The following is a 21483-nucleotide window of genomic DNA, read 5'->3' as shown; positions in this document are numbered from 1 at the left end:
ACCTTAGCCATCATGATAATTGCCCTCTAAAAATAAAAATATTTTTTCACTAAACTTACCCTGCCCCAGGCAAGAGTCATCGGATAGTGGGAATCTGAATTATTCATACCCTGGCTAAGGATTATTACTTAACAATGTTGGATAATTATTTATGAATTGTATAGCCAATATGGAGACGCTGACAGCTTACGTTTTCGCAAAAAATATCCTGATGAACTTTTTCAAAAAGTATCTGTCAAAATAAATTAGCTTAAAACCTTGATGATTATAATTGAGCAAACACTCTTTTAGCATGACGGAAAAAGGCATTTCAGGATAAAATACACGCTGTCATCGGTACTGTGGAAAAAATATGCATAAAAACACTCTGATCATCGTTGCTGAAGACGATGATGACATCGCCGCCATACTGACAGGCTATTTACATAAGGCAGGAATGAAAACCATGAGAGCCGAAGACGGTGAACAGGCGATCAATCTTACCCGTCTCCACAAGCCTGACCTCCTGCTATTGGACATTCACCTGCCCGTGTACGATGGCTGGAACGTTCTCACAACGTTAAGAAAGGAAACGAATGTACCCGTCATCATGGTTACGGCACTGGATCAAGACGTTGATAAACTGATGGGTCTACGGCTCGGGGCAGATGACTATGTGATAAAACCCTTTAATCCTTCAGAGGTTATTGCCAGAGTTGAAGCAGTCCTTCGCAGAACCAGACCGATTGCAGAGGCTACACATTCACGTCCTTTAAGAACGCCTTTTCTTACAATTTACCCCGATGAATTTTATGTAGAAATCACTACGCAAGGTGAGGTTTCCACGCCAGTACTTACCACGACTGAGTTTAAGCTTCTGACCTATCTGGCCAGAAATCCGAGAAAAGTGTGCTCAAGAGAGGAGTTACTCGATGCGTGTTTACCAGAGGGCGACTCGCTGGATCGCACTGTAGACAGTCATATGAGTAAACTCCGGAAAAAACTTGAGCATGCCGGACTAAAAGGCATTCCGGAAAGCATCAGAGGATTAGGCTACCGGCTCGGTGACAAAAAATGAACAAAGAAACAATTCTGAGCCGTCAGATATTGACATATATGTTGTCATTAACTTTCGTCATTATTGCGATTGCCATACTTGGCTCCTACTTATTTTATAGTTTCATAATTGATTATCTGCCGGGAGGGATTAACGCAGGTAATGAAGATAACATGACATTCCTTGACTGGATGTGGATCTTGATCGCTTCAGTTACCAGTCTGGTCGTTTCACTCTTTTTTACCGTAAAATTATCTGCAAGAATATTAAAACCCTTGAATGAAGTAGCATACAGTCTGAAACAGATCTCTCAAGGAAACCTTAGCGCAAGAGCGTTTAGCAGTAATTCTCAGTTAGGCGAGATGAATAAACTCGTCAATGATTTCAATGTAATGGCGGAAAAATTACAGACACTGGATGCTCAGCGAAATTTATGGAATGCTGCAATCGCTCATGAGCTCCGGACACCAGTGACTATTTTGAGAGGGAGGCTTCAGGGACTGGTTGACGGCGTGTTTGAACCAGAGCCGTCGCTATTCCAAAATCTCCTTAAACAAACTGAAGGGCTGACTAACTTAATAGAAGACCTTCGTGTCGTGAGTTCTTCAGGCGGGGCCGGATATTCTTTGGTGCTCAGTGAGGTCGATCTCAAGACAACAATTTCAAATACGCTGGATACCTTTTTACCAGACTTTGAAACTAAAGATTTTAAAATAGTAACTAAACTTAGCTCTCAGCGTAGCGTCTGCGATCCTTTACGCATAATTCAGTGCCTGACTGTCCTTTTTGATAATGCCTTAAAATATTCCACATCGAAAACGCTTTTAGTTAATAATGGTATCATGGGAAGCGATAATTTTATAATCGTTCAGGATAAAGGTCCGGGGATCCCTGAAGACCTCCAGAAGACCTTATTCCAGCCTTTTCAGCGAGGAGAACAAGCAAAAAAAATTAATCCTGAGGGTTGTGGATTAGGACTATCGGTTGTTAAAGCCATTATGCGTGCCCATGGTGGAGACGTCAGCTACAGCTTAACACGAGAAAACGGTTCAGTTTTCAGGCTTTCATGGCCTGTTCAAGGGCATTGATACACAGGCTCAATTGAGCCTGTTTTTAGTCAACGACAGATCCCACATCCCCCCGAGTTTTGTATCCCATATCGCTGGGGTAATTTTCAGTTTTCCTCTTTTAGGACTTAACGTTATTTCGCTAAAATAGATATCTTGTCCTTTTAGCATCAGATCGACACGACAATAGTCGATTTCTTTCGCTAACTGCTGGGCAGCAATTATGGATTTATGGAATGACTCGGGTTCATCAACCGGAGTGGGTGTATTCGGGTATTCCATTTGAAAGGGTTGTAAATGCCACGATCTATCATATACATTGATGAATCCTCGGCCCTTTTCATCGGTAAAATCAGCTTCAATGAAACAAGCCACACCATGAAAGCAATGTATTCTTAACATTTCTGGAGTGACACTCTTATTGTTACTGGAAAATAAATCCACATACATTTCACAGATTACAACAGGTGAGATATTTTTATATTGCCACTCCCTGGTTGTGTAATACATATTCTTTTTAAGGGCCAACTTTAATTTATTTAAAATCTTCTCCGGTTCAAAACTTTCCCTGTCTGTGCATATGATTGCACTACCGCTATCATGGCTGCACTTCAAGACGAATTTGCCAGGTAGCTTGTCGAAATCAATATCTTCAACACGGTTATATACACCAATCACCGGAACAATGTTAACTAAACGAGTGTTTCTAGCCACATACTCCCTGACAGCAATTTTATCCGCTAGCATTGTATAAAATGGGTTGCGTTCAAATATAAGACGATGACAAATCTTCTCATTAAGCGTTACAGGGTTAAGTAAATCTGGATAAACCCCTGAAATTTTATTTAACCTGGCCGCATGGAATGAAATATCCCCGGATAAAATCTTCCTGCACTTTCTTAATAAATACTCGAAGTATTTAATGTGATAAGTTATTTTATTCATCTCACCTCCGCTTCAGTTAAATAATTCTGACAGAGGATTATTGATTTATGTTTCGCAGATTATGGAGAGTATATGGACCGAAATAAGGGCCGCAAGGCCTACTATGAGAGAAGGGAGGGTCTTCCGACTCACAAATTCAACACACTACCCAGTAGCCTCGAGTTTCTGGATATTTTTACTTAATATTTCTCTCCCTCTTACAAGGATTTTCTAAATTTGATACTGCAATGAATAGAAAATGTGTGTATCCTGCCAATCTCACGTACTAGTCAGGTGGACCGAATATGAATTTTTCATCAATTGAAGACGTTAGAAAACGAATCGATGAAATTGACAGTAAACTGGTGAAGATAATCGCGCAACGCAGCGAATGTGTTAAAGCTGCAGCAACGTTCAAAGTTGACCACTCAGCCGTCCGCGCGCCAGACCGCGTCCAGCAGGTGATCGACAAGGTACGTAAACAGGCCACTGAAGCAGGACTTCCCGAAGTGATTATCGAAAAAATCTATCGGACTATGATTGGAGCGTTTATCGATTATGAACTCGAGCAACACGACCAACTGCGGAAGAAAAAATCTGAGCTTGATTAATGTCCACTCCCGGCACAAAGCGGACCGAAATAAGAGCCGTAAGGTCTGCTATCAACAAGGAATGAACATCAACAATTTTCGATCATAAACAAAAATGTACCCGAGCCCCTAAACCTCGCGTTTTTCTGCCCATTTCAGCATCGCATCGAGAGCCGGACACAGCGCCTGCCCCCACTCAGTGAGCCGATATTCGACTTTCGGTGGAACCTGAGGATATACCCTACGTGACACAATGCCGTCGGCCTCCAGCTGTCGCAGCTGTTGTGCCAGCATCTTCTGCGAAATTTCGGGGATCAGTTTTTCAAAATCAGAATAGCGTTGCACCTTTCCGTCGAAAAGATGAAACAGAATAATGAGTTTCCAGCGGCCTTCCAGCATTCGCAGAACTTGTTCCACGCCGCTTGCAGCGGTTTCAGGGCTATATAACTTACTCATAATTCAGTTGCTCACTTTTTTGTGCGTACTTGTCAATTTTACAGTCTCTGTTAAAAATTCCCGTACTGTAAATAACGGGAGTAAGGGCCATGTCATTATCTCTACCGCAAGCTATTTCAACCTATTTTGCGATCGGCAATGGTGCCGATATTGCCAGCGTTAAGCGCTGTTTTACCCTCAATGCCGTCGTGTTCGATGAAGGTAAAACCCATCGGGGGCACGCGGCAATCGAAGCGTGGCAACGCGCGGCGCGGGCTGCCTTCGACTATAGCGTTCACCCCATTGAAGCTCTCACGGAAGGCGATCGGGTAATAGTCACCTCGAACGTTGTCGGTAATTTTCCCGGCAGCCCCGTGATGCTTACACATACTTTCGGCCTCGCTGGCGACAAGATTGCGACTCTGGAGATAATCTGATGCTGATGGATCTTGATTTACAGGGCAGACGTGTTCTGGTTACCGCAGGTACCAAAGGGATCGGCAAAGCAGTTGTCCACCTTTTAAAACAGCAAGGGGCAACGGTGCTAACCACCGCGCGTCACAAGCCCGCAGAATCTACCGCAGACGCTTTCGTGGCAGCGGATCTGACCACCATCCAGGGATGTAATTTAGTCGTGGACGCCGTTCAGAAATACCTGGGCGGCGTCGATATCATCATCCACGTAGCAGGCGGTTCTACCGCTCCCGGCGGTGGGTTTGCAGCCCTTGGGGAAGAGGAATGGCAACAGGAGCTCAATCTTAATCTGTTGCCTGCGGTACGCTTAGATCGCGCGTTGTTGCCAGGGATGCTGGCGCAACAGGATGGGGTGATCATCCACGTCACCTCTATTCAGCGTGAACTGCCGTTACCGGAATCGACCACCGGATATGCGGCGGCCAAAGCGGCACTGTCGGCGTACAGCAAAAGCCTGTCAAAAGAAGTGTCCCCTAAGGGAATTCGGGTGGTGCGTGTGGCGCCTGGCTGGGTAGAAACCGAAGCATCGGTCGCGATGGCGGAACGACTTGCTCAGCAGGCAGGAACGGACTACGAGGGCGGTAAGCAGATCATCATGAATGCACTCGGTGGAATTCCGCTGGGCCGTCCCTCAAAGCCCATCGAAGTGGCGAACCTTATCGTCTTCCTCGCGTCATCCTGTGCTGCCACTATTACCGGTACGGAATATGTGATCGATGGCGGTACTGTCCCGACGGTATAATTTTATATCTGAAACAGTGCATTATTTTGAGCCTTTACGTTTCCTCACGACAAACGAGTGGCCAGGCGTAACGGCCGCTTAGGGTATAAAGCGGCCTGATATAAGAGCCGCAAGGTCTGACTTGAGGCATAGATTAAGGCAAAAAGTCGCGCGGCGTTGAGTCCATAATGAAACGAAAGCAGCAGTGAATGCCGCCGGGAATTGGTTTCAGCGTCAGCTCATGCTACGGAGCAGAACGCTACGCGCAACTTCAGGCCCGCGTAGAACAAAGGGCAGACGACCTCTTTGCAGACACTCAACATGCTGTGTCCAGCAATAAGCGATTACCTACCCTACTGAGACGCTTCAGCCAGTAATGCAGCCTGTACAGCAGGTCGGGCATTTATTTTTTCCATGTACGCCGGTAGCGCTGGCCAGCGTTCCAGTTGGATTGAGAAGAATTTACACCAACCCAGTACAGTAAAAAGGTAGGCATCCGCTACGCTGAAGGATGAGCCAGTCAGATAGGTGTTTTCGTCGAGCCTCGCCTGGAGTAAATCGAACTGTCGGAAGAGCTTATCCTGAAAAATCGCTTTGATGTCCTCGGGCAGCGCGGGGTTGAACAGCGGTGCCGAGCCAGCGTGTATTTCGCTAGTGATAAAGTTAAGCCATTCCTGCAGACGCACCCGAGCCCAACTGTCCGCGCGCGGTGCCAGGCCATATTCTGGTTTAAGATCGGCGAGGTACTGCACAATGGCTGGCCCCTCAGTGAGTATCTGCCCATTATCCAATTCAAGTGCAGCGACATAACCTTTAGGGTTAATGGTGCGGAAGTCGCGACCATCAGCAGTGAGCTTGCTTTTGTTGTTAACCTTCACCAGTTCAAATTCAATTTCCAGTTCGCGCAGCACAATGTGCGGTGATAACGAACAGGTATCCGGGGCGTAATAGAGTTTCATGTTGTCTCCGTTAAATGTGTAAAGCCATCGAGAAATTCGAAGCAATTCTGAACTCACTGTATTTGACGCGTATTTCGCTGTAAAATTAATGATATAGAATCCAACCATTAGCTGAGCTACTGATAATCATGATGAATCTTTTACACTGGCGCCTGCTGGTGGCCGTCGCGGATGCCGGTAACATCTCGCGCGCCGCAGAAGAGATAGGAATGACTCAGTCAGGTGCCAGCCAGGCCATCGCCCAGCTAGAAGCTTCGCTTGGATTTCCGGTATTTACGCGTGAGCGACGGTATATCGGTATTACCGCGCTGGGTGAGCAGGTTATTGAAAATGCACGAAACATGCTTTTGCAGCTGAATGCCATCCGCATACTGGCTGATAAGAGCCGAGACTTACACCGAGGGCGCATTCGCCTGGCCAGTTTTCCCTCAGTGACGTCCACATTGTTGCCAGGGCTTCTTCGCGACGTTAAGCGCCTGCATCCGGGTATTGAAATCGTTGTCCTGGAAGGCTCGGACGAGGAAGTCGAGGAGTGGCTTGCCGCCGATACCGTAGAACTTGGGGTGGTCATGAATCCCGGTCCCGGGCGTGCAGAGGTTATATTAGGACAGGATGCATGGGTCGCGGTAATACCAGCTAAACATCAGCTGGCACATCATGCCAGGGCTTATGGCATAACGCTAAAGGCGCTGGCAGACCAGCCCTTTATTCTGGCGACAGGCGGATGTGTCGTTAATGGAAAAAGCCTGATGGAAATGGCTGGTTTGCAACTTTCTGATATACGCGTGACAGTACGCGACTGGATTAGCGCCTGTAAGCTGGTCGGGGAAGAGATGGGCGTCGCCCTTGTACCTGAATCAGCCCTGCCGGAGACGCTGCGCAACCTGTGTGTGGCGCCTTTGACGCCTGCTATACACCGGGAATTTGGGCTGGTTTGTTCGTCATCTGGAGCGTCTTCCGATGCAACGCAGACGCTACTTAATGCGCTACGTAAGCGAAGATGAGCCAGCTGGTGTTATTCAATTCAGCGCCTTGTTAAATGTCCGTTTCTGACACAAAGCAGCCAAACTCACTGGAGTGGACATTCAATGTATAAGGGAAAAAATTGCTGATTTTGCATTCAGGCCCTGTTAACTTGAATGACAATGAAAACACACTCTGTCCTATTCCATTCAATGATTATTATCACCTGTCTGACTCAGGTGGGATAACGTTCGCCATTTTCCCGCCGGTAAGGCGGGCCTTACCGGTAAAAATCCCGTGAGGTAAATAATGGATATCGCTTCAGTAACAACGTCAGAAAAACCCACTTTGCACTTGTTATGTGGGAAAATTGCATCAGGCAAATCCACATTGTCAGCAAAGTTAGGTGCATTACCCGGCACCATAATTGTCAGTGAAGATTATTGGCTGGCTGCCCTCTTTGCCAATGAAATGCAATCCATAGCTGATTATGTGCAGTATTCTTCAAAACTCAGAAACGCTATGAAGCCTCATCTGGTGTCGCTACTCAAAGCGGGTCTATCCGTAGTTCTGGATTTTCCGGCAAACACACAAACCAATCGTGAATGGATGATGAGCATCATTAAGGAGTCAGGTGCCAGTAACAGGCTGCATTACCTGAAAGTTACTGATGAAGTATGTAAATCCCGCTTGCGCGCCCGTAATGCAGAAGGAATGCATGAATTTACAGCCTCAGATCAACAATTTGAAACCATAACGCGCTTTTTCGCAGAGCCAACGGCTGATGAAGGGTTTGATATTATTGAATACAGCTGAATTTACCTTTCTGCACAAAGCGGACTGGCATAAGAGCCGCAAGGTCCGCTGTGAGCGAGGAGCGGACCTTACGCATCCCTGCTAACATTGGCTCTGAGCATTAGAAATTAAACTTAGCGATTTACTGTGAATTCCCGACCGCCTTCGGAGCCAGTTTGATTCAGCGTAACTTTTGAATTACCGATCCTAATTAATCTGTCCATTGTTGCCATAGTGGTGAAAAAATGAAATTTGAAACCGGATTTATGGCCATGTATCACGATCTTGTTCCCCACACAATAATCGTATGAGGCCTTTATGCTGATAGCGCAGGTTTCAGACATTCACGCCTCACCCGAGAATGATCATCTGTTTCGGTTCGACCAGATATTAAATTGGCTTACGCATCTGCAACCGGACGTACTGGTACTTACAGGTGATCTAACGGATGGGTATTGGCAGGAAGGTTATGTACAGATAGCTGACCGCCTGAATCAGCAAAATTACCCTTCGTATATCCTGCCGGGTAACTCAGACGACCGCAGTCTGATGCGTTCTGTTTGGGATGAAAATAGATGGGCGCACGATGCCCAAGGAGAAGCCCTGCACTTAATTCATAATACCGGTGGCATTCGCCTGATTGGTCTGGATTCGACGGTTAATTATAAGGATTACGGCAGTGTGACTGACCATCTGGAATGGTTGGATAATCAATTTAGCGACGCAGACAGCCCTCCTTCATTGCTGTTTTTGCACCATCATGTATTTGCATCTGGCATACCAACGCTAGACGAAACTATGTGCAGAGGTCTAACTGAGATGGAAGATTTGATAAGACGCTCCCCGACCAGACTACTCGCCATTTCTACAGGCCATGTCCATAGACCAATAGCTGGTACATTTGCGGACATACCTGCCTACATTTGTGGCTCCGTCTGCCCGGCTAATCCTGTCTGGTTTGGAACAGTAAACGCTCCTCCTGCAAATGACCCGCCAGCGTTGATGATTCACCGCTACGTCAGTAACTCTCTTACCAGTCATCACGTTTGCGTTTAACTGGCATTCAGAAAATGCATAGACCTCATAGAAAACGACCTGACCCCCAGTGATTAATACATAATGGTTGCGAAGGAGAAATGCCTGCTTTTGGCACAGAGCGGGCGAACTCACCGAGCATAAAGTCCGCTGTGAGCGAACAGTGGAAGTTCGGCATGCATATTGACATCGAGAGTCTTGAGCAATGGGGAGCAAGTCTAAGGTTCGAAAGATAGCCACCTGGAAATGCTCCCCTTTGTACGTCATTGAGCAAGATCGGTCAGGCAAACTGAATCGCCTTCGAGCATATTAAGCAGCACGGAGGAAGTCATGTGTGATAATAAAACTGATAGTTACGCCAGACGCTTTAAACAGGTCTTTGATTATATTGACCACCATCTCGATGACGCTTTATTACTGGAAAAACTGAGTGAAGTGGCTCACTTCTCGCCATTTCATTTCCATCGTCAGTTTTGTAGTTATTGTGGGATGCCACCTGGCCGTTACATCCAGATGATGCGCTTAAAACGCGCATCTTATCGACTGGCTTTTAATCCGTTAGAGAAAATCACTGATATCGCGTACGACGCCGGTTTCCAGCATTCTGAATCATTTAGCCGTGCTTTCAGACAAATGTTCGGTCTATCACCGACGCAATTCCGCCAGCAGCCCCCCTGGGTGGATTGGCATAAGCGCATATCCGAACCTTACAAAGCCAGGAGACAAACCATGCAAAGCCAGGTCAGGATCATTACTTTCCCCGCGACGTCAGTCGCAATGCTGACACATTATGGACAACCGGAGCGAATAAACGAAACGGCGGCTCGCTTTATTGAATGGCGAAAAACCACGGGTTTTTCACCGGTTGCCAGTAGCCAGACATACGGTATTGCACCACACGATCCAACCTTAACGCCGCCGGATGAATTTGAGTTCCATATTTGCGGAACCGTCACGTCACCCATTATTGAAGACAATCGCTTCGGGGTGATAAATAGTGACATTCCGGCTGGTCGCTGTGCGGTGTTACGTCATCAGGGATCGCATGATGCGTTAACCGGGTTGGCTAAGTCTCTGTATCGTGACTGGTTGCCAGAGAGCGGAGAGGAACTTCGCGACTTCCCGCTTTTCTTTCATTACCACAACTTTGTGCATGAGGTAGCAGAACATGAATTACTCACGGATATATATTTGCCGTTAAAATGAGCTGATTCAGGGTTATTGTTCATCGTTGACCTGCTCCCCATCAATTAAAACCGTGATATTTGCAACGTCCACTCCTGGCACAAAGCGGCCAAACTAACGGAGCAGAAGGTCCGCTGTGAGCGATAAGAGGACGTTGAGTTTCTAGTAAAACTGACATGAAAACGTCCAAAGTCCCTCTGGGGATTTGTGAAAGTAGCCGATACCATTGTCCGCCCACATCCAGTTTACTTTTTCTTCTGACCCCACTTGAAAGACAAAATCTTGAATCCCCACACCATGTTGTATCTCCATTGGATATCCTCCAACCTTGGTTCCCCTGTACCGGTTAAAACCATCATAGAATCTATTACTTGCATCCTCATCATCGTTTACGTCAGACAAGTCAATAATATCCCAAGCATCCTCCCATCCCGGAGCATCATCATTGACACTCACCCACCGAACCGGAAATGCTCGATATGGAGTGTTAATTGCAGGCAATAACTCAAGCCCATCAAGAGTTGCGTATTCTCGTATTAGCCACCCCTCGCCATGAGGTTTATCAAATGGATGGCTTTCCATATTATGATAAAGCACTAAGAGCGCGATCCCCTTCAGTTGTTCAGGAATCACGGGAAGCTCATCTACGCGAATCTGGAGAAGCGGAAACATCGGCTGCCCCTTCCAAACTGGCAACCCTTCACCTGGAAGAGCGACTCCTTTTAAAAACCAGGATGTAATTGGGTCTGCTGTAGGGCGGAAACCACCGACTTGTGCCACAGATGCAGTACGTAATTTGGATCTGAGTTCTTCTAAAACTAACGCACTCTTGGATTTCATAATTGCATCCTTGCGTATGCCCATACTCTTGGATTCTGAAATGGAGGAGTTTTTATTATATATCGTAATTATTACCCAACAGACCTAAATATTTCTGTGCTTCCTCTTCAGAATAGTAACGGAGGTCCGCTCCTGACACAAAGCGGCCAAACTAACGGAGCAGAAGGTCCGCTGTGAGCGAAGAGCGGCCGTCCCATCCAGCGTAAGAACGTAAAAAAAACCGCCGTGAGGCGGTTTAGCTGTCTTGTCAGGAAGTTGCGCTTGCGAGTCGCGCTGCAAATCCAATGAAGAACATACCTACCAGCGCGTTTCCAATGGTTGATAACCTACGGTTGCCTTTCAGACGGCTGAGCAGATAAGAGCCGCAGAAAACGAGGAAACCGAAATAAACGAGAGTAATTGCGAACATTACTGCAGCAAGAATGATAAACGCCATCCAGGAGTGTTCAGCCTGAACATTGATGAACTGGGCGAAGAAAGAGATATAGAACAGCAGCGTCTTTGGATTCAGTAGAGTAACCAGCATTCCGCGCCCGATGATCTCCTTAGCATCAGCTGAAGATTTATTTTCCTGACTCGTTTCGAGAGCTGGCTTAAAGATAGCGCGTATCGTCTGGACACCGAGATAGAAAAGATAGGCAGCACCTGCGTATTTGATGGCGTTAAACAAGGCAGGAGTTGAGCTTATAACCGCGGCCAGCCCACACCATGCCAGCAGAACCAGAAGTACGTCACTCATGAGAATGGAAAATATTGCAGCAAAGCCTCGTTTGATGCCGCTCGTAATACTTGTTTTAATCACGAACATGGTCTCAGGGCCGGGGGCAAGGACTATCAGTGTCGCACCAAGTAGATACGTCCAGAAATTCACGATACCAAAATCAGCAAACATTTTTACTCCAGCTCTATCGTTTTCAACGAGGCTATTCTAACGTAACCGGTCATAATGAAAACACATCATGGCTACTTTCAATTCAGCCTACGTCCGCTGCTGGCATAAAGCGGCCAAACTAACGGAGCAGAAGGTCCGCTATGAATGAGAAGCGGACCTTCCATAATGATATGGTTTTCAACGGGGAGTATCTTTGCCTGAATGCTTCAGTTGGCACGACGGGCAAGCTTATCTATTGATGGGCCTGAAATCCGATGATAGTTAACGCTCCTGATAATCTGAGCACCGAGAGACTCATAAAACGTCTGCGCCAGTGGGTCTGCTGTCACAGATAACCAGTCGAGCTGAAAGCACCCGCGTTCTATAGCACGACTGGCTATAAAACTCATCAGCCCTCTCCCAATTCCAGCCCTTCTGAAAGGTGCAGAGACAAAAAGCTCTTTGATAAACATTTGCCCACTAAATCGCGGAGAGGGGTACATTACTGATACACATGAGAACGCAGCGATAACTCCATCACAAACCACTTTGTGAACTTCGGTACCGGAGTCGGCTGCAAAGATCTTATCCCTCAGATACACGGACATATCACGCCTGGACAGGCAAAGCGTCTGGTTATAGTAGGTTTCCATTTCGATAAAAATATCAGCCAAATCATCATATTCGTCTGGTCTGCAGATGGAGATGTTCATGTATGGCCCTTGAGCAAAATATAATGATTTATCATAGCGTAAGGAAAACCGAAGTGAGGGAGCTATCTCAACAAAGAGCGCTGCAGCGCTTCCCTCCTCAGAGCACTAATGTTTGCCGCTAGCGGTACACAGCGGCTGGATGCAACTGTGAGCAAAAAACGGAAGTGACATAAATTTATCATGGTCATGAGATTCAGTCTGAAGCAAGGTGAAGAATGTCCGATAAATCGATGTGCGAGATAGCGTTCTTCGTTAATCACACCATGAGGTGCTTTCTGATGATATGGTTATACCCTCACCGTCCCTAAAGAGAGAACACTAATGATTGTAAGGACCTGGCATGGATGTGTTCCGCTTGAACATGCGGAAGGTTTTGCAAAACACCTTGAAAAAACAGGGGTAGAGCATTCCAGGAGCATATCGGGGAACAAAGGCGCGTTCGTTCGCAGAGAAACGCAGGGAAGTTGGGAGCATTTCTTTCTGGCAACTTACTGGCAGGATCTGCAGTCAGTGAAGGCATTTGCTGGAGAAAACTATCATGTGGCGGTCACTTACCCGGATGATGAAGAATTCAAGCTACTTTCTGACCCTTACGTTTTCCAGCATGTTGTTGAGGCAATTTCACCCCTTTAATGTCAACTTCCGGGTATCCTGTCGGTATCCCTGAATTGTCATAACCCCCATATTGACTCAACGCATCCACTTAGGGCACAGAGCAGCCTGTTTCATTTGGTATCAACATGCTGCTCTGTGCGTAGACTGTTTTGTTTAACATCACCCAATTTAGACCCTATCACTCAGGTCTTCGCGGGTTGGACCTTGAAAGTAGAGGCTACTTATATGGCAACTACGCGGTTGAACCAACACAAAACGAATCGCTTCCCAGACCGATCGCCCGTTCAAGAGCCGCTCTCCCATTCTGCATTGGCTATCGACACACAAATCTAACCCTGTAAGTTCGAAATCAGGAGGATACAGTCCGGTAACCCGAATATTTTCTTCGGACAATTGCTGTGCGAGTTTTGTAGTAAATCCGCTGAGCCCATGTTTGCTGGCGAAAAAAGCGGGGTGCGCAATTGAATCCGTGAAATTCGGGATCCCGCAGGAAGAGATAATTGAGACGATATCAGCACTGTCTGAACGTCTTAACCCAGGCAACAGAGCCTGCGTCAGAAGAATCGACGCTGTCAGGCCGGAACTGACGGTATTAATAATGTCGGTATCAGGCTGGTCGTCTAACGTTCCTGACAACCATTGGGCAGCATTGAGAATTAAAATATCTATGGGCTTGTCTGAAGTTAATAGCTGTGAAGAAAACGCAGAAACGGATTCAGGCCGGGTTAAATCACAGATATACCCTTTTGCCATACCGCCTTCAGCAGTGATAAGACTGCAGGTTTGTTGAATATCATCAGCCCGCCGCGCGCAAAATTCTACCTCAACACCTTCCCGCGCCAGCCATACGCACAGCGCCTGACCAAATCCCCTGCCCCCACCCGTAATAACCGCTCTTTTGCCTCTCAGCATCTCCATACGTCCTTTCATTAATGGGTATGTTTATGGAGATATAGCATGAGGAGAGGGAGTGACATCTTTCCGTGAGTGCTATTTTAGATGCGGTCATGGCGTCTGCGATGCGCGATAAACGCCCCCTGCAACGAATACCCTCCTGAGTTCAGGTCATCATGACCACAATACTTAGCGTTCAAGCGCAGTAAGGATTGCGGCTTCCATTTTCTCGGGGGTGGTGATCGGCGCAAAACGCTTGAGCGGTTTACCGTCGCGTCCGATCAGGAACTTGGTGAAGTTCCACTTGATTCGTCCCCCCAGCACGCCGGGCAATTCGTTTTTCAGATAGCGAAACACCGGATGCGCTGCGGCTCCGTTGACCTCGATTTTCTCAAATATCGGGAAGCTCACACCGTAATGAATGTGACAGGTCCTGGCGATGTCGTCGGCATCGCCGGGCTCCTGTTTACCGAACTGGTTGCAGGGGAACCCAAGCACCACCAGCCCCTGAGCGGCGTATTTCTTATAAAGCGCCTCAAGGCCGCCGTATTGTGGCGTGAAGCCACATTGGCTGGCGGTATTCACGACCAACACCACCTTGCCAGCGAAGTCGAGCATAGCGACAGGCTGTCCATCCAGACGGGTGGCTGTCAGTTGATAAAACGTGGTCATAGCGGGATCCTCAACGCAGAACCTGTTCGACGCCAACATTACCACGTCGCGCACAGCGGCGGGGAATGAAACGTGGGAAGTCGGTTCTGTTTCTGATTGCGCGGCAGGTCTGGAAACTTACCCTAAATAATAGCGAAGTATAAAGGCAAACATCACGCCGCAGATCACCGTCACCGGCATTGAAAAGCGCATTGCAACAACCAACGTTAACCCTAACGCGATCAGATCTGCAGGATTTCCTGAGGCAAAAAAAGGCGCAATGAAAGCCAGCATGACACAACCGGGAGACGATTTAAGTACCGTCATCGCCCTGGGCGTAAGCACCCGGTTTCGTAATATAAGATAAGCGGTCACACGCGTTGCATACGTGGTGAGTGCCATTAATACGATGGCGATGAAGGTCTGATAATCAGGCATCCTCTCCCCCTAAAAATGCGGCAACGGCTAATCCTGCTAAAGGGCCAGCAATGACGTACCACAGGCCGGCAATAAAGTGACATACCGCCACGGAGACAACCAGACTGATTATCCAGGGCACGGCTTTACGAATGCCATTCCACATGCCTCTGACCAGCACAAGAAAGACCGCCGGAAAGGCCATATCAAAACCATACTGGTGAACATCGCCCAGCACCGGGCCAATTAACGCGCCGAGTGCGGTACAGAAAACCCACATCGTATAGAAAGATAAAGAGACCGCCATATAATACGGCATGCTGAAGAGCGGCGCCGTTTTGTTATTTCTGGAATACGCGTCATTATAACTGAGTGCCCAACTCTCATCCGTCATAAAAAAAAGCGCAGGTAAGACTTTTCGTTTTGGAAAACGAGAAAGTAAGGGAACCAGCGTCGCCCCCATTAAAATATGACGACTGTTTACCAGTAATGTTACGGCCATAATAAGTAAAAAAGGTGGCGGCGACGTCCAGATTTGTATGGCGGCAAATTCAGACCCGCCGGCAAAATTTAATCCTGTCATCAAGGGAACGTCGAGAGGCGTGAGCCCCTTATGGCTTGCCTGCGCACCCAACACCAGCGCAAACGGGATCACGCCCAGTAATACGGGTAACCCATCTTTCAGGCCACGAAGGATTTCTTTTTTCTTCGTTTCACTCTTATCCAGTAATGGTCTGGCAGAACTGACATCCACACGTTGTTCACTCATGCGTTTCGCTCATTTCGTCTATTTCAAATACTGGCGCCAGAATAAAAGATGTGACACTATCAGTAAATATAAATAGTGTCACATTACACTTATGGTAATCTCATGCGCGAACGTTCTCCGTGGCAACCCCATCTTGCAGAAGGCAATTCATCCCCTACCGATCGGCTGGTCCAGGCGTTGTCAGACGATATTCTTTCAGGCCTGCTGAGGCTCGGCGCGCGCCTTCCGGCGCATCGTGAACTGGCAGATACGCTCGGTATCGCGGTGGGTACTGTAACGAAAGCCTATGGGATCCTGGAGAGACGGGGTCTGGTTCGAAGCGTTAAGGGCAGCGGAATGTTTGTCGCGCTGGCCAATTCCAGAAGCCGAACCTTTATCGACCTGTCGCAAAACACCCCGCCAGCAGCACTGACCTCCCGGTCACTGAGTAAGACACTCACCACCCTCGCCCGGCGTCCTGACATGGATATGTTTAACACTTACGCCCCGGCAACGGGCCATGATGAACACCGGCGGCTTCTTGCGCAGTGGTTCAGTCGTCTGGGTGTCCCGGCCGATTACCAGCATCTCATCTTAACGAACGGTGCTCAGCATGCGCTCTCTGTAGCGTTGTCTACGGTCTGTGAACCTTTTGGCCGACTGTACGTTGAGGCTCAGACCTATTCAGGGCTGATTCAGCTGTCGCATTTACTGAAGCTCACATTAGTGGGGATCCCGATGGATGACGAAGGCATGGATGTCTCTGTTCTGGAAAAGATCCTCGATGAAAATGCGGAAAAAGGCGGTGCTGTCTATGTCACGCCGCTCTTACAAAGTCCGTCCACACGCATTATGAGCCTGGCCCGCCGTCAGGAACTGGTTCGGGTTTGTCGGGAAAGAGGCATAACGATTATTGAGGATGATGTTTATCGGCTGATGAGCACGACAGAATTGCCACAGATTGCCAAAATAGCCCCCGATATCACCTTATATGTGAATAGCTTATCTAAGATCCTTAATCCAGCATTGCGGATTGGCGGGCTGCTGGTACCGGAGGCGCTGTATTCACGAGCAGAATCCATGCTGAGGGCAACGGCGATGATGGTCTCTCCGCTAAGCAGTTCCATCATGGAGCAATGGCTGATTGATGGCACAGCAGAAACCGTCACCCTCGCAATTGAACACGAAACCCGGCGTCGTTACCAACTCGCTATCGACATTTTAGGAGAGCACGTTTATCGCTCGGGGCTTCCCAGCTTTCATCTCTGGTTACCGTTTTCACGCGATGACGCGCACTCTTTCTACAATGCAGCGCTGGCGACAGGCATCAAAGTGACAGCACCGGCCTCAACTGAAGTGGGTCAACAGTCGGATCAGTACGGCGTCAGGTTATGTATTGGCGGAACGGAGTTCAGCCAGTTAAAGCAAGCACTCTTGAAACTCAATGAGATTGCCGGACAACTCAAACAGAAACCAGACCCGTTCCCGCTTTTTAATGTATGAATGACAGGATAGGTCTGACTCCTTTTCTTCTGGCGAGGATAATGTCATTCCCATTATGTGCTCAAAAAATCAGCGGCGATTCGATCAGCATTTTTTCATAATATTTTTATCAGTCACCATGATGAAATAGACGATGCTTATACAATCGGTAAAGCGTATGGATGGGTCTTATGCTGCCATTCGACGCGAAGCGTAAACGCTTTTTTACGGGCCAGGTCAGGCGTTGTCTGCTTCAAAAAAATTGCCGTATTTGTTATATTGTTACTTATTGATTATTCACCTCTGCGGTGCCAAAAAGAACAAGATTCACCGCAACCCAGGACAAAGAAATGTTAGATTACCGCTTCCCGACAGCTTTGCAGATGGTTCTCAGCGTAGCGATGGCGGAGCAATCGGGTGAACGTTCGACGAGTGCGATTCTGGCCTACGGACTGGAAGCAAATCCGAGCTTTATCCGCAAGTTAATGGTTCCGCTTACGCGTGACGGCATTATCGTCTCAACCCTTGGCCGTAACGGTTCTATTCATCTTGGTCGTCCGGCGGATAAGATCACCCTGCGTGATATCTATGTTTCTGTCATAGAAGATAAAAAGCTGTGGGCGTCGCGTCCTGACGTACCGGCTCGCTGCGTCGTCAGCGCCAACGCGTGCTGGTACTTTAAATCTATCGCCGATGAAGCGGAGCAGGCTTCGTTAGAGGTTCTGGCTCAACATACCGTGGCCAGCGCGCTGGAAAAGGTCAAAAAAGCCGATACCAGCGGGTGCGATCCGGTGCCTGAAATTGAAGGCCTGCATAAAAAAGCGTAGCCATGCCCTTCCTGATACGAAAAAAAACCGCCTTAACGAGAAGGCGGTTTTTTTGTGCCCTGTAAAAACCTAGGCAGGTAAAACGTCGTTGACCGGCTTGCCGCGCGTAACGAATTTACGCAGCGTCACGTAAAACACCGGCGTCAGGAACAGACCAAACAGCGTCACGCCCAGCATCCCGGAGAACACCGTGATCCCGGTGACGCCGCGCACTTCTGCGCCTGCGCCGTGGCCGAGGATCAGCGGAATCGTCCCGGCAATAAAGGCGATGGAGGTCATCACAATCGGGCGTAAACGCAGGCGGCACGCTTCCAGCGCCGCTTCCATAATTCCTTTCCCCTGAAGCTCCAGCTCGCGCGCAAACTCAACGATAAGAATCGCGTTTTTACATGCCAGCCCCATGAGTACCACCAGCCCCACCTGCACGAAGACGTTGTTATCGCCCCCGGTCAGCCAGACGCCAAACAGCGCGGACAGCATCGTCATCGGAACGATCAGGATCACCGCCAGCGGCAGGGTCCAGCTTTCATACAGTGCGGCCAGCACCAGGAAAGCCAGCAGCACCGCGACCGGGAAGACGATCAGCGCCGTGTTGCCCTGAGTGGCCTGCTGGAAGCTCAAATCCGTCCATTCAATATTCATCCCGTTTGGCAGGATCTGCTTAGACATTCCGTCCAGTTGCGTCATCGCCTGTGCCGAAGAGAGAATGCGCGGATCGGCATCGCCAATCAGATCCGCCGCCGGATAACCGTTATAACGGATCACCGGATCCGGCCCGTAGGTGGTGCTGATATTCACCATACTGCCGATTGGCACCATTTCGCCCTGATTATTACGGGTGCGCAAATTCGCAATGTCTTCCACGCTGTCACGGAACGGCCCGTCGGCCTGCGCCATCACGCGCCAGGTACGCCCGAACTGGTTAAAATCGTTCACATAAGACGATCCCAGATAGGTTTGCAGCGTACCGAACAGATCGGTCAGCGACACGCCCTGCGCTTTCGCCTTATCTCGATCAACCTGCACATCCAGCTGCGGAACGTTAGCCTGGTAGGTTGAGATCGGGAAATGCATCCCCGGCGTCTGCATAATCGCACCGGACATGGTGTTCACCGCGTTTTGCAGCGCACCATAGCCCAGACCACCGCGATCCTGGATGTACAGCGAATAGCCCGACCCCTGCCCCAGCCCTAAAATCGGCGGTGGCAAAATGGAGAAACCAAAGCCCTGCTGAATTTGAGCGATTTTGGCATTGATCTCAGCGTTAATTTCCGCCGCCGTGTGTTTACGCTGATCGAACGGTTTCAGACCAAAGAAGACCGTCCCGGTATTCGGCGTGTTGGTGAACTGCAGCGCGTTAAGCCCAGGAAAAGCGACCGCATAATCCACGCCTTCGGTATTCATCCCGATTTCGCTCATTTTGCGGATCACCGCATCGGTGCGGGCCAGTGAAGAACCTTCCGGCATTTTCACGCCGCCAATTAAATACAGCTTATCCTGGGTAGGTATAAACCCGCCGGGGACCGCTTTAAACATGACGCCAGCCGCGCACAACAGCAGCACATAAACAACAAACACCGCGCCACGGCGTCCGAGCGTTTTCCCCACCAGCCCCTGATAACCGTTTGAGCTACGGTGGAAAAAGCGGTTAAACGGACGGAACAGCCAGCCGAACAGACGATCGATAAGCCGGGTCGGGAAGTCTTTCGGGGCGCCGTGCGGTTTTAACAGCAGCGCTGCCAGTGCCGGCGAGAGCGTCAGCGAGTTGATGGCGGAAATCACCGTCGAAATCGCGATAGTCACCGCAAACTGTTTGTAGAACTGGCCGGTTACCCCGGAGAGGAACGCCATCGGTACAAACACCGCGCACAGCACCAGCGCAATCGCGATAATCGGCCCGGAAACTTCACGCATCGCCTGATGCGCCGCCTGAAGCGGAGAAAGCCCCTCTTCGATATTTCGCTCGACGTTTTCCACCACCACGATGGCGTCATCCACGACGATACCGATAGCCAGCACCAGCCCGAACAAACTCAGGGTATTCAGTGAGAAGCCAAGCAGGTAGAGAATGCTGAACGTCCCCACAACCGATACCGGCACCGCGATCAGCGGAATAATCGACGCGCGCCAGGTCTGCAGGAACAGGATCACCACCAGTACTACCAGCACCACCGCTTCCAGCAAGGTCTGTACAACCGCGCGAATGGAATCGCGAACGAAAACCGTCGGGTCGTACGGTGCTGCCCATTTCATATCTTCCGGGAAACGCGTGGCCAGTTCGTTCATTTTCGCGCGCACGGCGTTAGATAAATCGATGGCGTTCGCGCCCGGGGACTGGAAGATACCAATCCCGACCGCGTCTTTGTTGTTGAGCTGGGAACGCAGCGCATAGCTGCCAGAGCCCATTTCAATACGCGCCACGTCGCGCAGGCGTACCAGCGAGCCGTCTTGGGCCGTTTTCAGAATAATATTGCCAAACTCTTCTTCCGTGTGCAGACGCCCCTGGGCGTTAATGGAGATCAGGAAATCGCTCTCTTTCGGCAGCGGCTCGGCGCCAAGCTGTCCGGCGGAAACCTGAACGTTTTGCTCCTGCATCGCCGTCACGACATCCGAGGCCGTCAACCCGCGGGCTGCCACCTTGTCGGGATCCAGCCAGATGCGCATCGCGTATTCGCCAGAGCCAAAAATCTGAATCTGACCCACGCCCGGCAGACGCGCCAGTTCGTCCTTCACTTTAAGCGTGGCGTAGTTACGCATATACAGTGAATCGTACTTGCCGCCCGGCGAAAACAGATGCACCACCAGCGTCAGCGTCGGTGATTGTTTCTGGGTGGTAATACCCAGACGTCGTACATCTTCCGGCAGACGCGCCTCGGCCTGTGACACGCGGTTTTGCACCTGAACCTGCGCCTGATCCGGGTCGGTACCCGGGCGGAACGTCACGGTGGTTACCAGTACGCCGTCAGAGCCTGCAACGGATTTCATGTACATCATGTTTTCAACGCCGTTGATGGCTTCTTCCAGCGGCGTCGCCACGGTTTCTGCAATCACTTTCGGGTTGGCACCCGGATATTCCGCGCGCACCTGCACGCTTGGCGGTACGACGTCAGGATATTCGCTCACCGGCAACAGCGGGATAGCGATTAATCCTGTGATGAAAATCAGAATCGACAGTACTGCGGCGAAAATCGGCCTGTCGATAAAAAAGCGGGAAAAGTCCATATGTCGGATTCTCGGGTAA

General features: G+C 49.1%; 22 protein-coding genes and 1 pseudogene. 12 read left to right on the top strand and 11 right to left on the bottom strand.

The window, feature by feature from the left end; genetic code table 11:
* Positions 1-352: 352 nt before the first annotated feature.
* Entirely contained in the window at positions 353-1057 is a 705-nt protein-coding gene (locus AM379_RS13645; protein ID WP_032677610.1) for a response regulator, read from the top strand.
* A complete protein-coding gene (locus tag AM379_RS13640) occupies positions 1054-2124 on the top strand; it encodes an ATP-binding protein (RefSeq protein ID WP_106503809.1) in 1071 nt (356 codons plus the stop codon). The genes AM379_RS13645 and AM379_RS13640 overlap by 4 nt, the downstream gene beginning before the upstream one ends.
* On the opposite strand, the pseudogene AM379_RS13635 reads toward AM379_RS13640, so the two are convergent.
* Positions 2112-3048, bottom strand: a pseudogene (locus AM379_RS13635) (ATP-grasp fold amidoligase family protein). The gene AM379_RS13640 and the pseudogene AM379_RS13635 sit on opposite strands and share 13 nt — an antisense overlap.
* A gap of 284 nt (positions 3049-3332) precedes the next feature.
* Here AM379_RS13635 and AM379_RS13630 point away from each other — a divergent pair.
* Positions 3333-3638: a chorismate mutase gene (locus tag AM379_RS13630; protein ID WP_040016863.1), complete on the top strand. Its 306-nt coding sequence runs from the start codon at positions 3333-3335 to the stop codon at positions 3636-3638.
* A gap of 108 nt (positions 3639-3746) precedes the next feature.
* On the opposite strand, the gene AM379_RS13625 is transcribed toward AM379_RS13630, so the two are convergent.
* On the bottom strand, positions 3747-4073 hold the full coding sequence (locus AM379_RS13625; protein ID WP_014169010.1) for a winged helix-turn-helix transcriptional regulator: 327 nt from the start codon (positions 4071-4073) through the stop codon (positions 3747-3749).
* An 89-nt stretch (positions 4074-4162) separates the two neighbouring features.
* Here AM379_RS13625 and AM379_RS13620 point away from each other — a divergent pair, with 89 nt between their 5' ends.
* Positions 4163-4489, top strand: coding sequence for a nuclear transport factor 2 family protein (locus AM379_RS13620; protein ID WP_059306794.1), 327 nt, complete (start codon positions 4163-4165; stop codon positions 4487-4489).
* A complete protein-coding gene (locus AM379_RS13615) occupies positions 4489-5268 on the top strand; it encodes an SDR family oxidoreductase (RefSeq protein ID WP_106503807.1) in 780 nt (259 codons plus the stop codon). The genes AM379_RS13620 and AM379_RS13615 overlap by 1 nt, the downstream gene beginning before the upstream one ends.
* A gap of 332 nt (positions 5269-5600) precedes the next feature.
* Here the strand turns inward: AM379_RS13615 and gstA are convergent, their stop codons facing one another.
* Complete coding sequence (gene gstA, locus AM379_RS13610; protein ID WP_032677604.1) at positions 5601-6206, bottom strand: glutathione transferase GstA; 606 nt, start codon at positions 6204-6206, stop codon at positions 5601-5603.
* 128 nt (positions 6207-6334) lie between these two features.
* Here gstA and AM379_RS13605 point away from each other — a divergent pair, with 128 nt between their 5' ends.
* The 4 genes from AM379_RS13605 to AM379_RS13590 all read left to right on the top strand — a co-directional run bounded on the left by AM379_RS13605 (position 6335) and on the right by AM379_RS13590 (position 10205).
* On the top strand, positions 6335-7210 hold the full coding sequence (locus AM379_RS13605) for a LysR family transcriptional regulator (RefSeq protein WP_032677603.1): 876 nt from the start codon (positions 6335-6337) through the stop codon (positions 7208-7210).
* Between the two features lie 268 nt (positions 7211-7478).
* Positions 7479-7985, top strand: a complete 507-nt coding sequence (locus AM379_RS13600) for an AAA family ATPase (RefSeq protein ID WP_032677602.1) — start codon at positions 7479-7481, stop codon at positions 7983-7985.
* Between the two features lie 297 nt (positions 7986-8282).
* Positions 8283-9020, top strand: a complete 738-nt coding sequence (locus tag AM379_RS13595; RefSeq protein ID WP_025204744.1) for a metallophosphoesterase — start codon at positions 8283-8285, stop codon at positions 9018-9020.
* Between the two features lie 309 nt (positions 9021-9329).
* Positions 9330-10205 carry an AraC family transcriptional regulator gene (locus AM379_RS13590; RefSeq protein ID WP_020885047.1) on the top strand — a complete coding sequence of 292 codons (876 nt, stop codon included), beginning with the start codon at positions 9330-9332 and terminating at the stop codon, positions 10203-10205.
* 141 nt (positions 10206-10346) lie between these two features.
* Here the strand turns inward: AM379_RS13590 and AM379_RS13585 are convergent, their stop codons facing one another.
* The 3 genes from AM379_RS13585 to AM379_RS13575 all read right to left on the bottom strand — a co-directional run bounded on the left by AM379_RS13585 (position 10347) and on the right by AM379_RS13575 (position 12608).
* Positions 10347-11024, bottom strand: coding sequence for a DUF1963 domain-containing protein (locus AM379_RS13585; RefSeq protein ID WP_032677601.1), 678 nt, complete (start codon positions 11022-11024; stop codon positions 10347-10349).
* Between the two features lie 247 nt (positions 11025-11271).
* A complete protein-coding gene (gene leuE, locus AM379_RS13580) occupies positions 11272-11916 on the bottom strand; it encodes a leucine efflux protein LeuE (protein ID WP_014168997.1) in 645 nt (214 codons plus the stop codon).
* 206 nt (positions 11917-12122) lie between these two features.
* Positions 12123-12608 (bottom strand): GNAT family N-acetyltransferase, encoded by a 486-nt coding sequence (locus AM379_RS13575; RefSeq protein WP_047955183.1) that lies wholly within the window; start codon positions 12606-12608, stop codon positions 12123-12125.
* 321 nt (positions 12609-12929) lie between these two features.
* On the opposite strand from AM379_RS13575, the gene AM379_RS13570 reads away from it, so the two are divergent.
* Complete coding sequence (locus tag AM379_RS13570; protein ID WP_025204747.1) at positions 12930-13241, top strand: hypothetical protein; 312 nt, start codon at positions 12930-12932, stop codon at positions 13239-13241.
* Positions 13242-13391: 150 nt separating this feature from the next.
* Here AM379_RS13570 and AM379_RS13565 read toward each other — a convergent pair whose 3' ends face one another.
* From AM379_RS13565 to AM379_RS13550, 4 genes are all read right to left on the bottom strand, one after another.
* Positions 13392-14135 (bottom strand): SDR family oxidoreductase, encoded by a 744-nt coding sequence (locus AM379_RS13565; RefSeq protein ID WP_106504354.1) that lies wholly within the window; start codon positions 14133-14135, stop codon positions 13392-13394.
* Positions 14136-14306: 171 nt separating this feature from the next.
* Positions 14307-14789 carry a glutathione peroxidase gene (locus AM379_RS13560; RefSeq protein WP_032677599.1) on the bottom strand — a complete coding sequence of 161 codons (483 nt, stop codon included), beginning with the start codon at positions 14787-14789 and terminating at the stop codon, positions 14307-14309.
* A 117-nt stretch (positions 14790-14906) separates the two neighbouring features.
* The gene (locus tag AM379_RS13555; RefSeq protein ID WP_032677598.1) at positions 14907-15206 is read right to left on the bottom strand and encodes an AzlD family protein; all 300 of its coding nucleotides are present in this window, start codon (positions 15204-15206) and stop codon (positions 14907-14909) included.
* Complete coding sequence (locus AM379_RS13550; protein WP_106503806.1) at positions 15199-15954, bottom strand: AzlC family ABC transporter permease; 756 nt, start codon at positions 15952-15954, stop codon at positions 15199-15201. The genes AM379_RS13555 and AM379_RS13550 overlap by 8 nt, the downstream gene beginning before the upstream one ends.
* A 102-nt stretch (positions 15955-16056) precedes the next feature.
* Here AM379_RS13550 and AM379_RS13545 point away from each other — a divergent pair, with 102 nt between their 5' ends.
* Both AM379_RS13545 and AM379_RS13540 read left to right on the top strand, forming a co-directional pair.
* Positions 16057-17436, top strand: a complete 1380-nt coding sequence (locus AM379_RS13545; protein WP_106503805.1) for an aminotransferase-like domain-containing protein — start codon at positions 16057-16059, stop codon at positions 17434-17436.
* 329 nt (positions 17437-17765) lie between these two features.
* Positions 17766-18242: an RrF2 family transcriptional regulator gene (locus AM379_RS13540; protein WP_020885097.1), complete on the top strand. Its 477-nt coding sequence runs from the start codon at positions 17766-17768 to the stop codon at positions 18240-18242.
* A gap of 69 nt (positions 18243-18311) precedes the next feature.
* On the opposite strand, the gene oqxB is transcribed toward AM379_RS13540, so the two are convergent.
* Positions 18312-21464, bottom strand: coding sequence for a multidrug efflux RND transporter permease subunit OqxB (gene oqxB, locus AM379_RS13535; protein ID WP_020885098.1), 3153 nt, complete (start codon positions 21462-21464; stop codon positions 18312-18314).
* Between the last annotated feature and the right edge of the window lie 19 nt (positions 21465-21483).

This window comes from Enterobacter cloacae complex sp. FDA-CDC-AR_0132 (assembly GCF_003010695.1).
Classification (GTDB): Bacteria; Pseudomonadota; Gammaproteobacteria; order Enterobacterales; family Enterobacteriaceae; genus Enterobacter; species Enterobacter ludwigii.
The sequence above is the reverse complement of the archived record's forward strand: the minus strand, read 5'-3'. Positions and strand labels throughout refer to the sequence as shown.

Coding starts and splice junctions, on each gene's coding strand:
- AM379_RS13630 (WP_040016863.1), top strand. CDS start 3,333: ATGAATTTTTCATCAATTGAAGACGTTAGAAAACGAATCGATGAAATT.
- leuE (WP_014168997.1), bottom strand. CDS start 11,916: ATGTTTGCTGATTTTGGTATCGTGAATTTCTGGACGTATCTACTTGGT.
- AM379_RS13575 (WP_047955183.1), bottom strand. CDS start 12,608: ATGAACATCTCCATCTGCAGACCAGACGAATATGATGATTTGGCTGAT.
- gstA (WP_032677604.1), bottom strand. CDS start 6,206: ATGAAACTCTATTACGCCCCGGATACCTGTTCGTTATCACCGCACATT.
- AM379_RS13590 (WP_020885047.1), top strand. CDS start 9,330: ATGTGTGATAATAAAACTGATAGTTACGCCAGACGCTTTAAACAGGTC.
- AM379_RS13620 (WP_059306794.1), top strand. CDS start 4,163: ATGTCATTATCTCTACCGCAAGCTATTTCAACCTATTTTGCGATCGGC.
- AM379_RS13540 (WP_020885097.1), top strand. CDS start 17,766: ATGTTAGATTACCGCTTCCCGACAGCTTTGCAGATGGTTCTCAGCGTA.
- oqxB (WP_020885098.1), bottom strand. CDS start 21,464: ATGGACTTTTCCCGCTTTTTTATCGACAGGCCGATTTTCGCCGCAGTA.
- AM379_RS13560 (WP_032677599.1), bottom strand. CDS start 14,789: ATGACCACGTTTTATCAACTGACAGCCACCCGTCTGGATGGACAGCCT.
- AM379_RS13570 (WP_025204747.1), top strand. CDS start 12,930: ATGATTGTAAGGACCTGGCATGGATGTGTTCCGCTTGAACATGCGGAA.
- AM379_RS13595 (WP_025204744.1), top strand. CDS start 8,283: ATGCTGATAGCGCAGGTTTCAGACATTCACGCCTCACCCGAGAATGAT.
- AM379_RS13615 (WP_106503807.1), top strand. CDS start 4,489: ATGCTGATGGATCTTGATTTACAGGGCAGACGTGTTCTGGTTACCGCA.
- AM379_RS13625 (WP_014169010.1), bottom strand. CDS start 4,073: ATGAGTAAGTTATATAGCCCTGAAACCGCTGCAAGCGGCGTGGAACAA.
- AM379_RS13605 (WP_032677603.1), top strand. CDS start 6,335: ATGATGAATCTTTTACACTGGCGCCTGCTGGTGGCCGTCGCGGATGCC.
- AM379_RS13550 (WP_106503806.1), bottom strand. CDS start 15,954: ATGAGTGAACAACGTGTGGATGTCAGTTCTGCCAGACCATTACTGGAT.
- AM379_RS13565 (WP_106504354.1), bottom strand. CDS start 14,135: ATGCTGAGAGGCAAAAGAGCGGTTATTACGGGTGGGGGCAGGGGATTT.
- AM379_RS13585 (WP_032677601.1), bottom strand. CDS start 11,024: ATGAAATCCAAGAGTGCGTTAGTTTTAGAAGAACTCAGATCCAAATTA.
- AM379_RS13640 (WP_106503809.1), top strand. CDS start 1,054: ATGAACAAAGAAACAATTCTGAGCCGTCAGATATTGACATATATGTTG.
- AM379_RS13600 (WP_032677602.1), top strand. CDS start 7,479: ATGGATATCGCTTCAGTAACAACGTCAGAAAAACCCACTTTGCACTTG.
- AM379_RS13555 (WP_032677598.1), bottom strand. CDS start 15,206: ATGCCTGATTATCAGACCTTCATCGCCATCGTATTAATGGCACTCACC.
- AM379_RS13645 (WP_032677610.1), top strand. CDS start 353: ATGCATAAAAACACTCTGATCATCGTTGCTGAAGACGATGATGACATC.
- AM379_RS13545 (WP_106503805.1), top strand. CDS start 16,057: ATGCGCGAACGTTCTCCGTGGCAACCCCATCTTGCAGAAGGCAATTCA.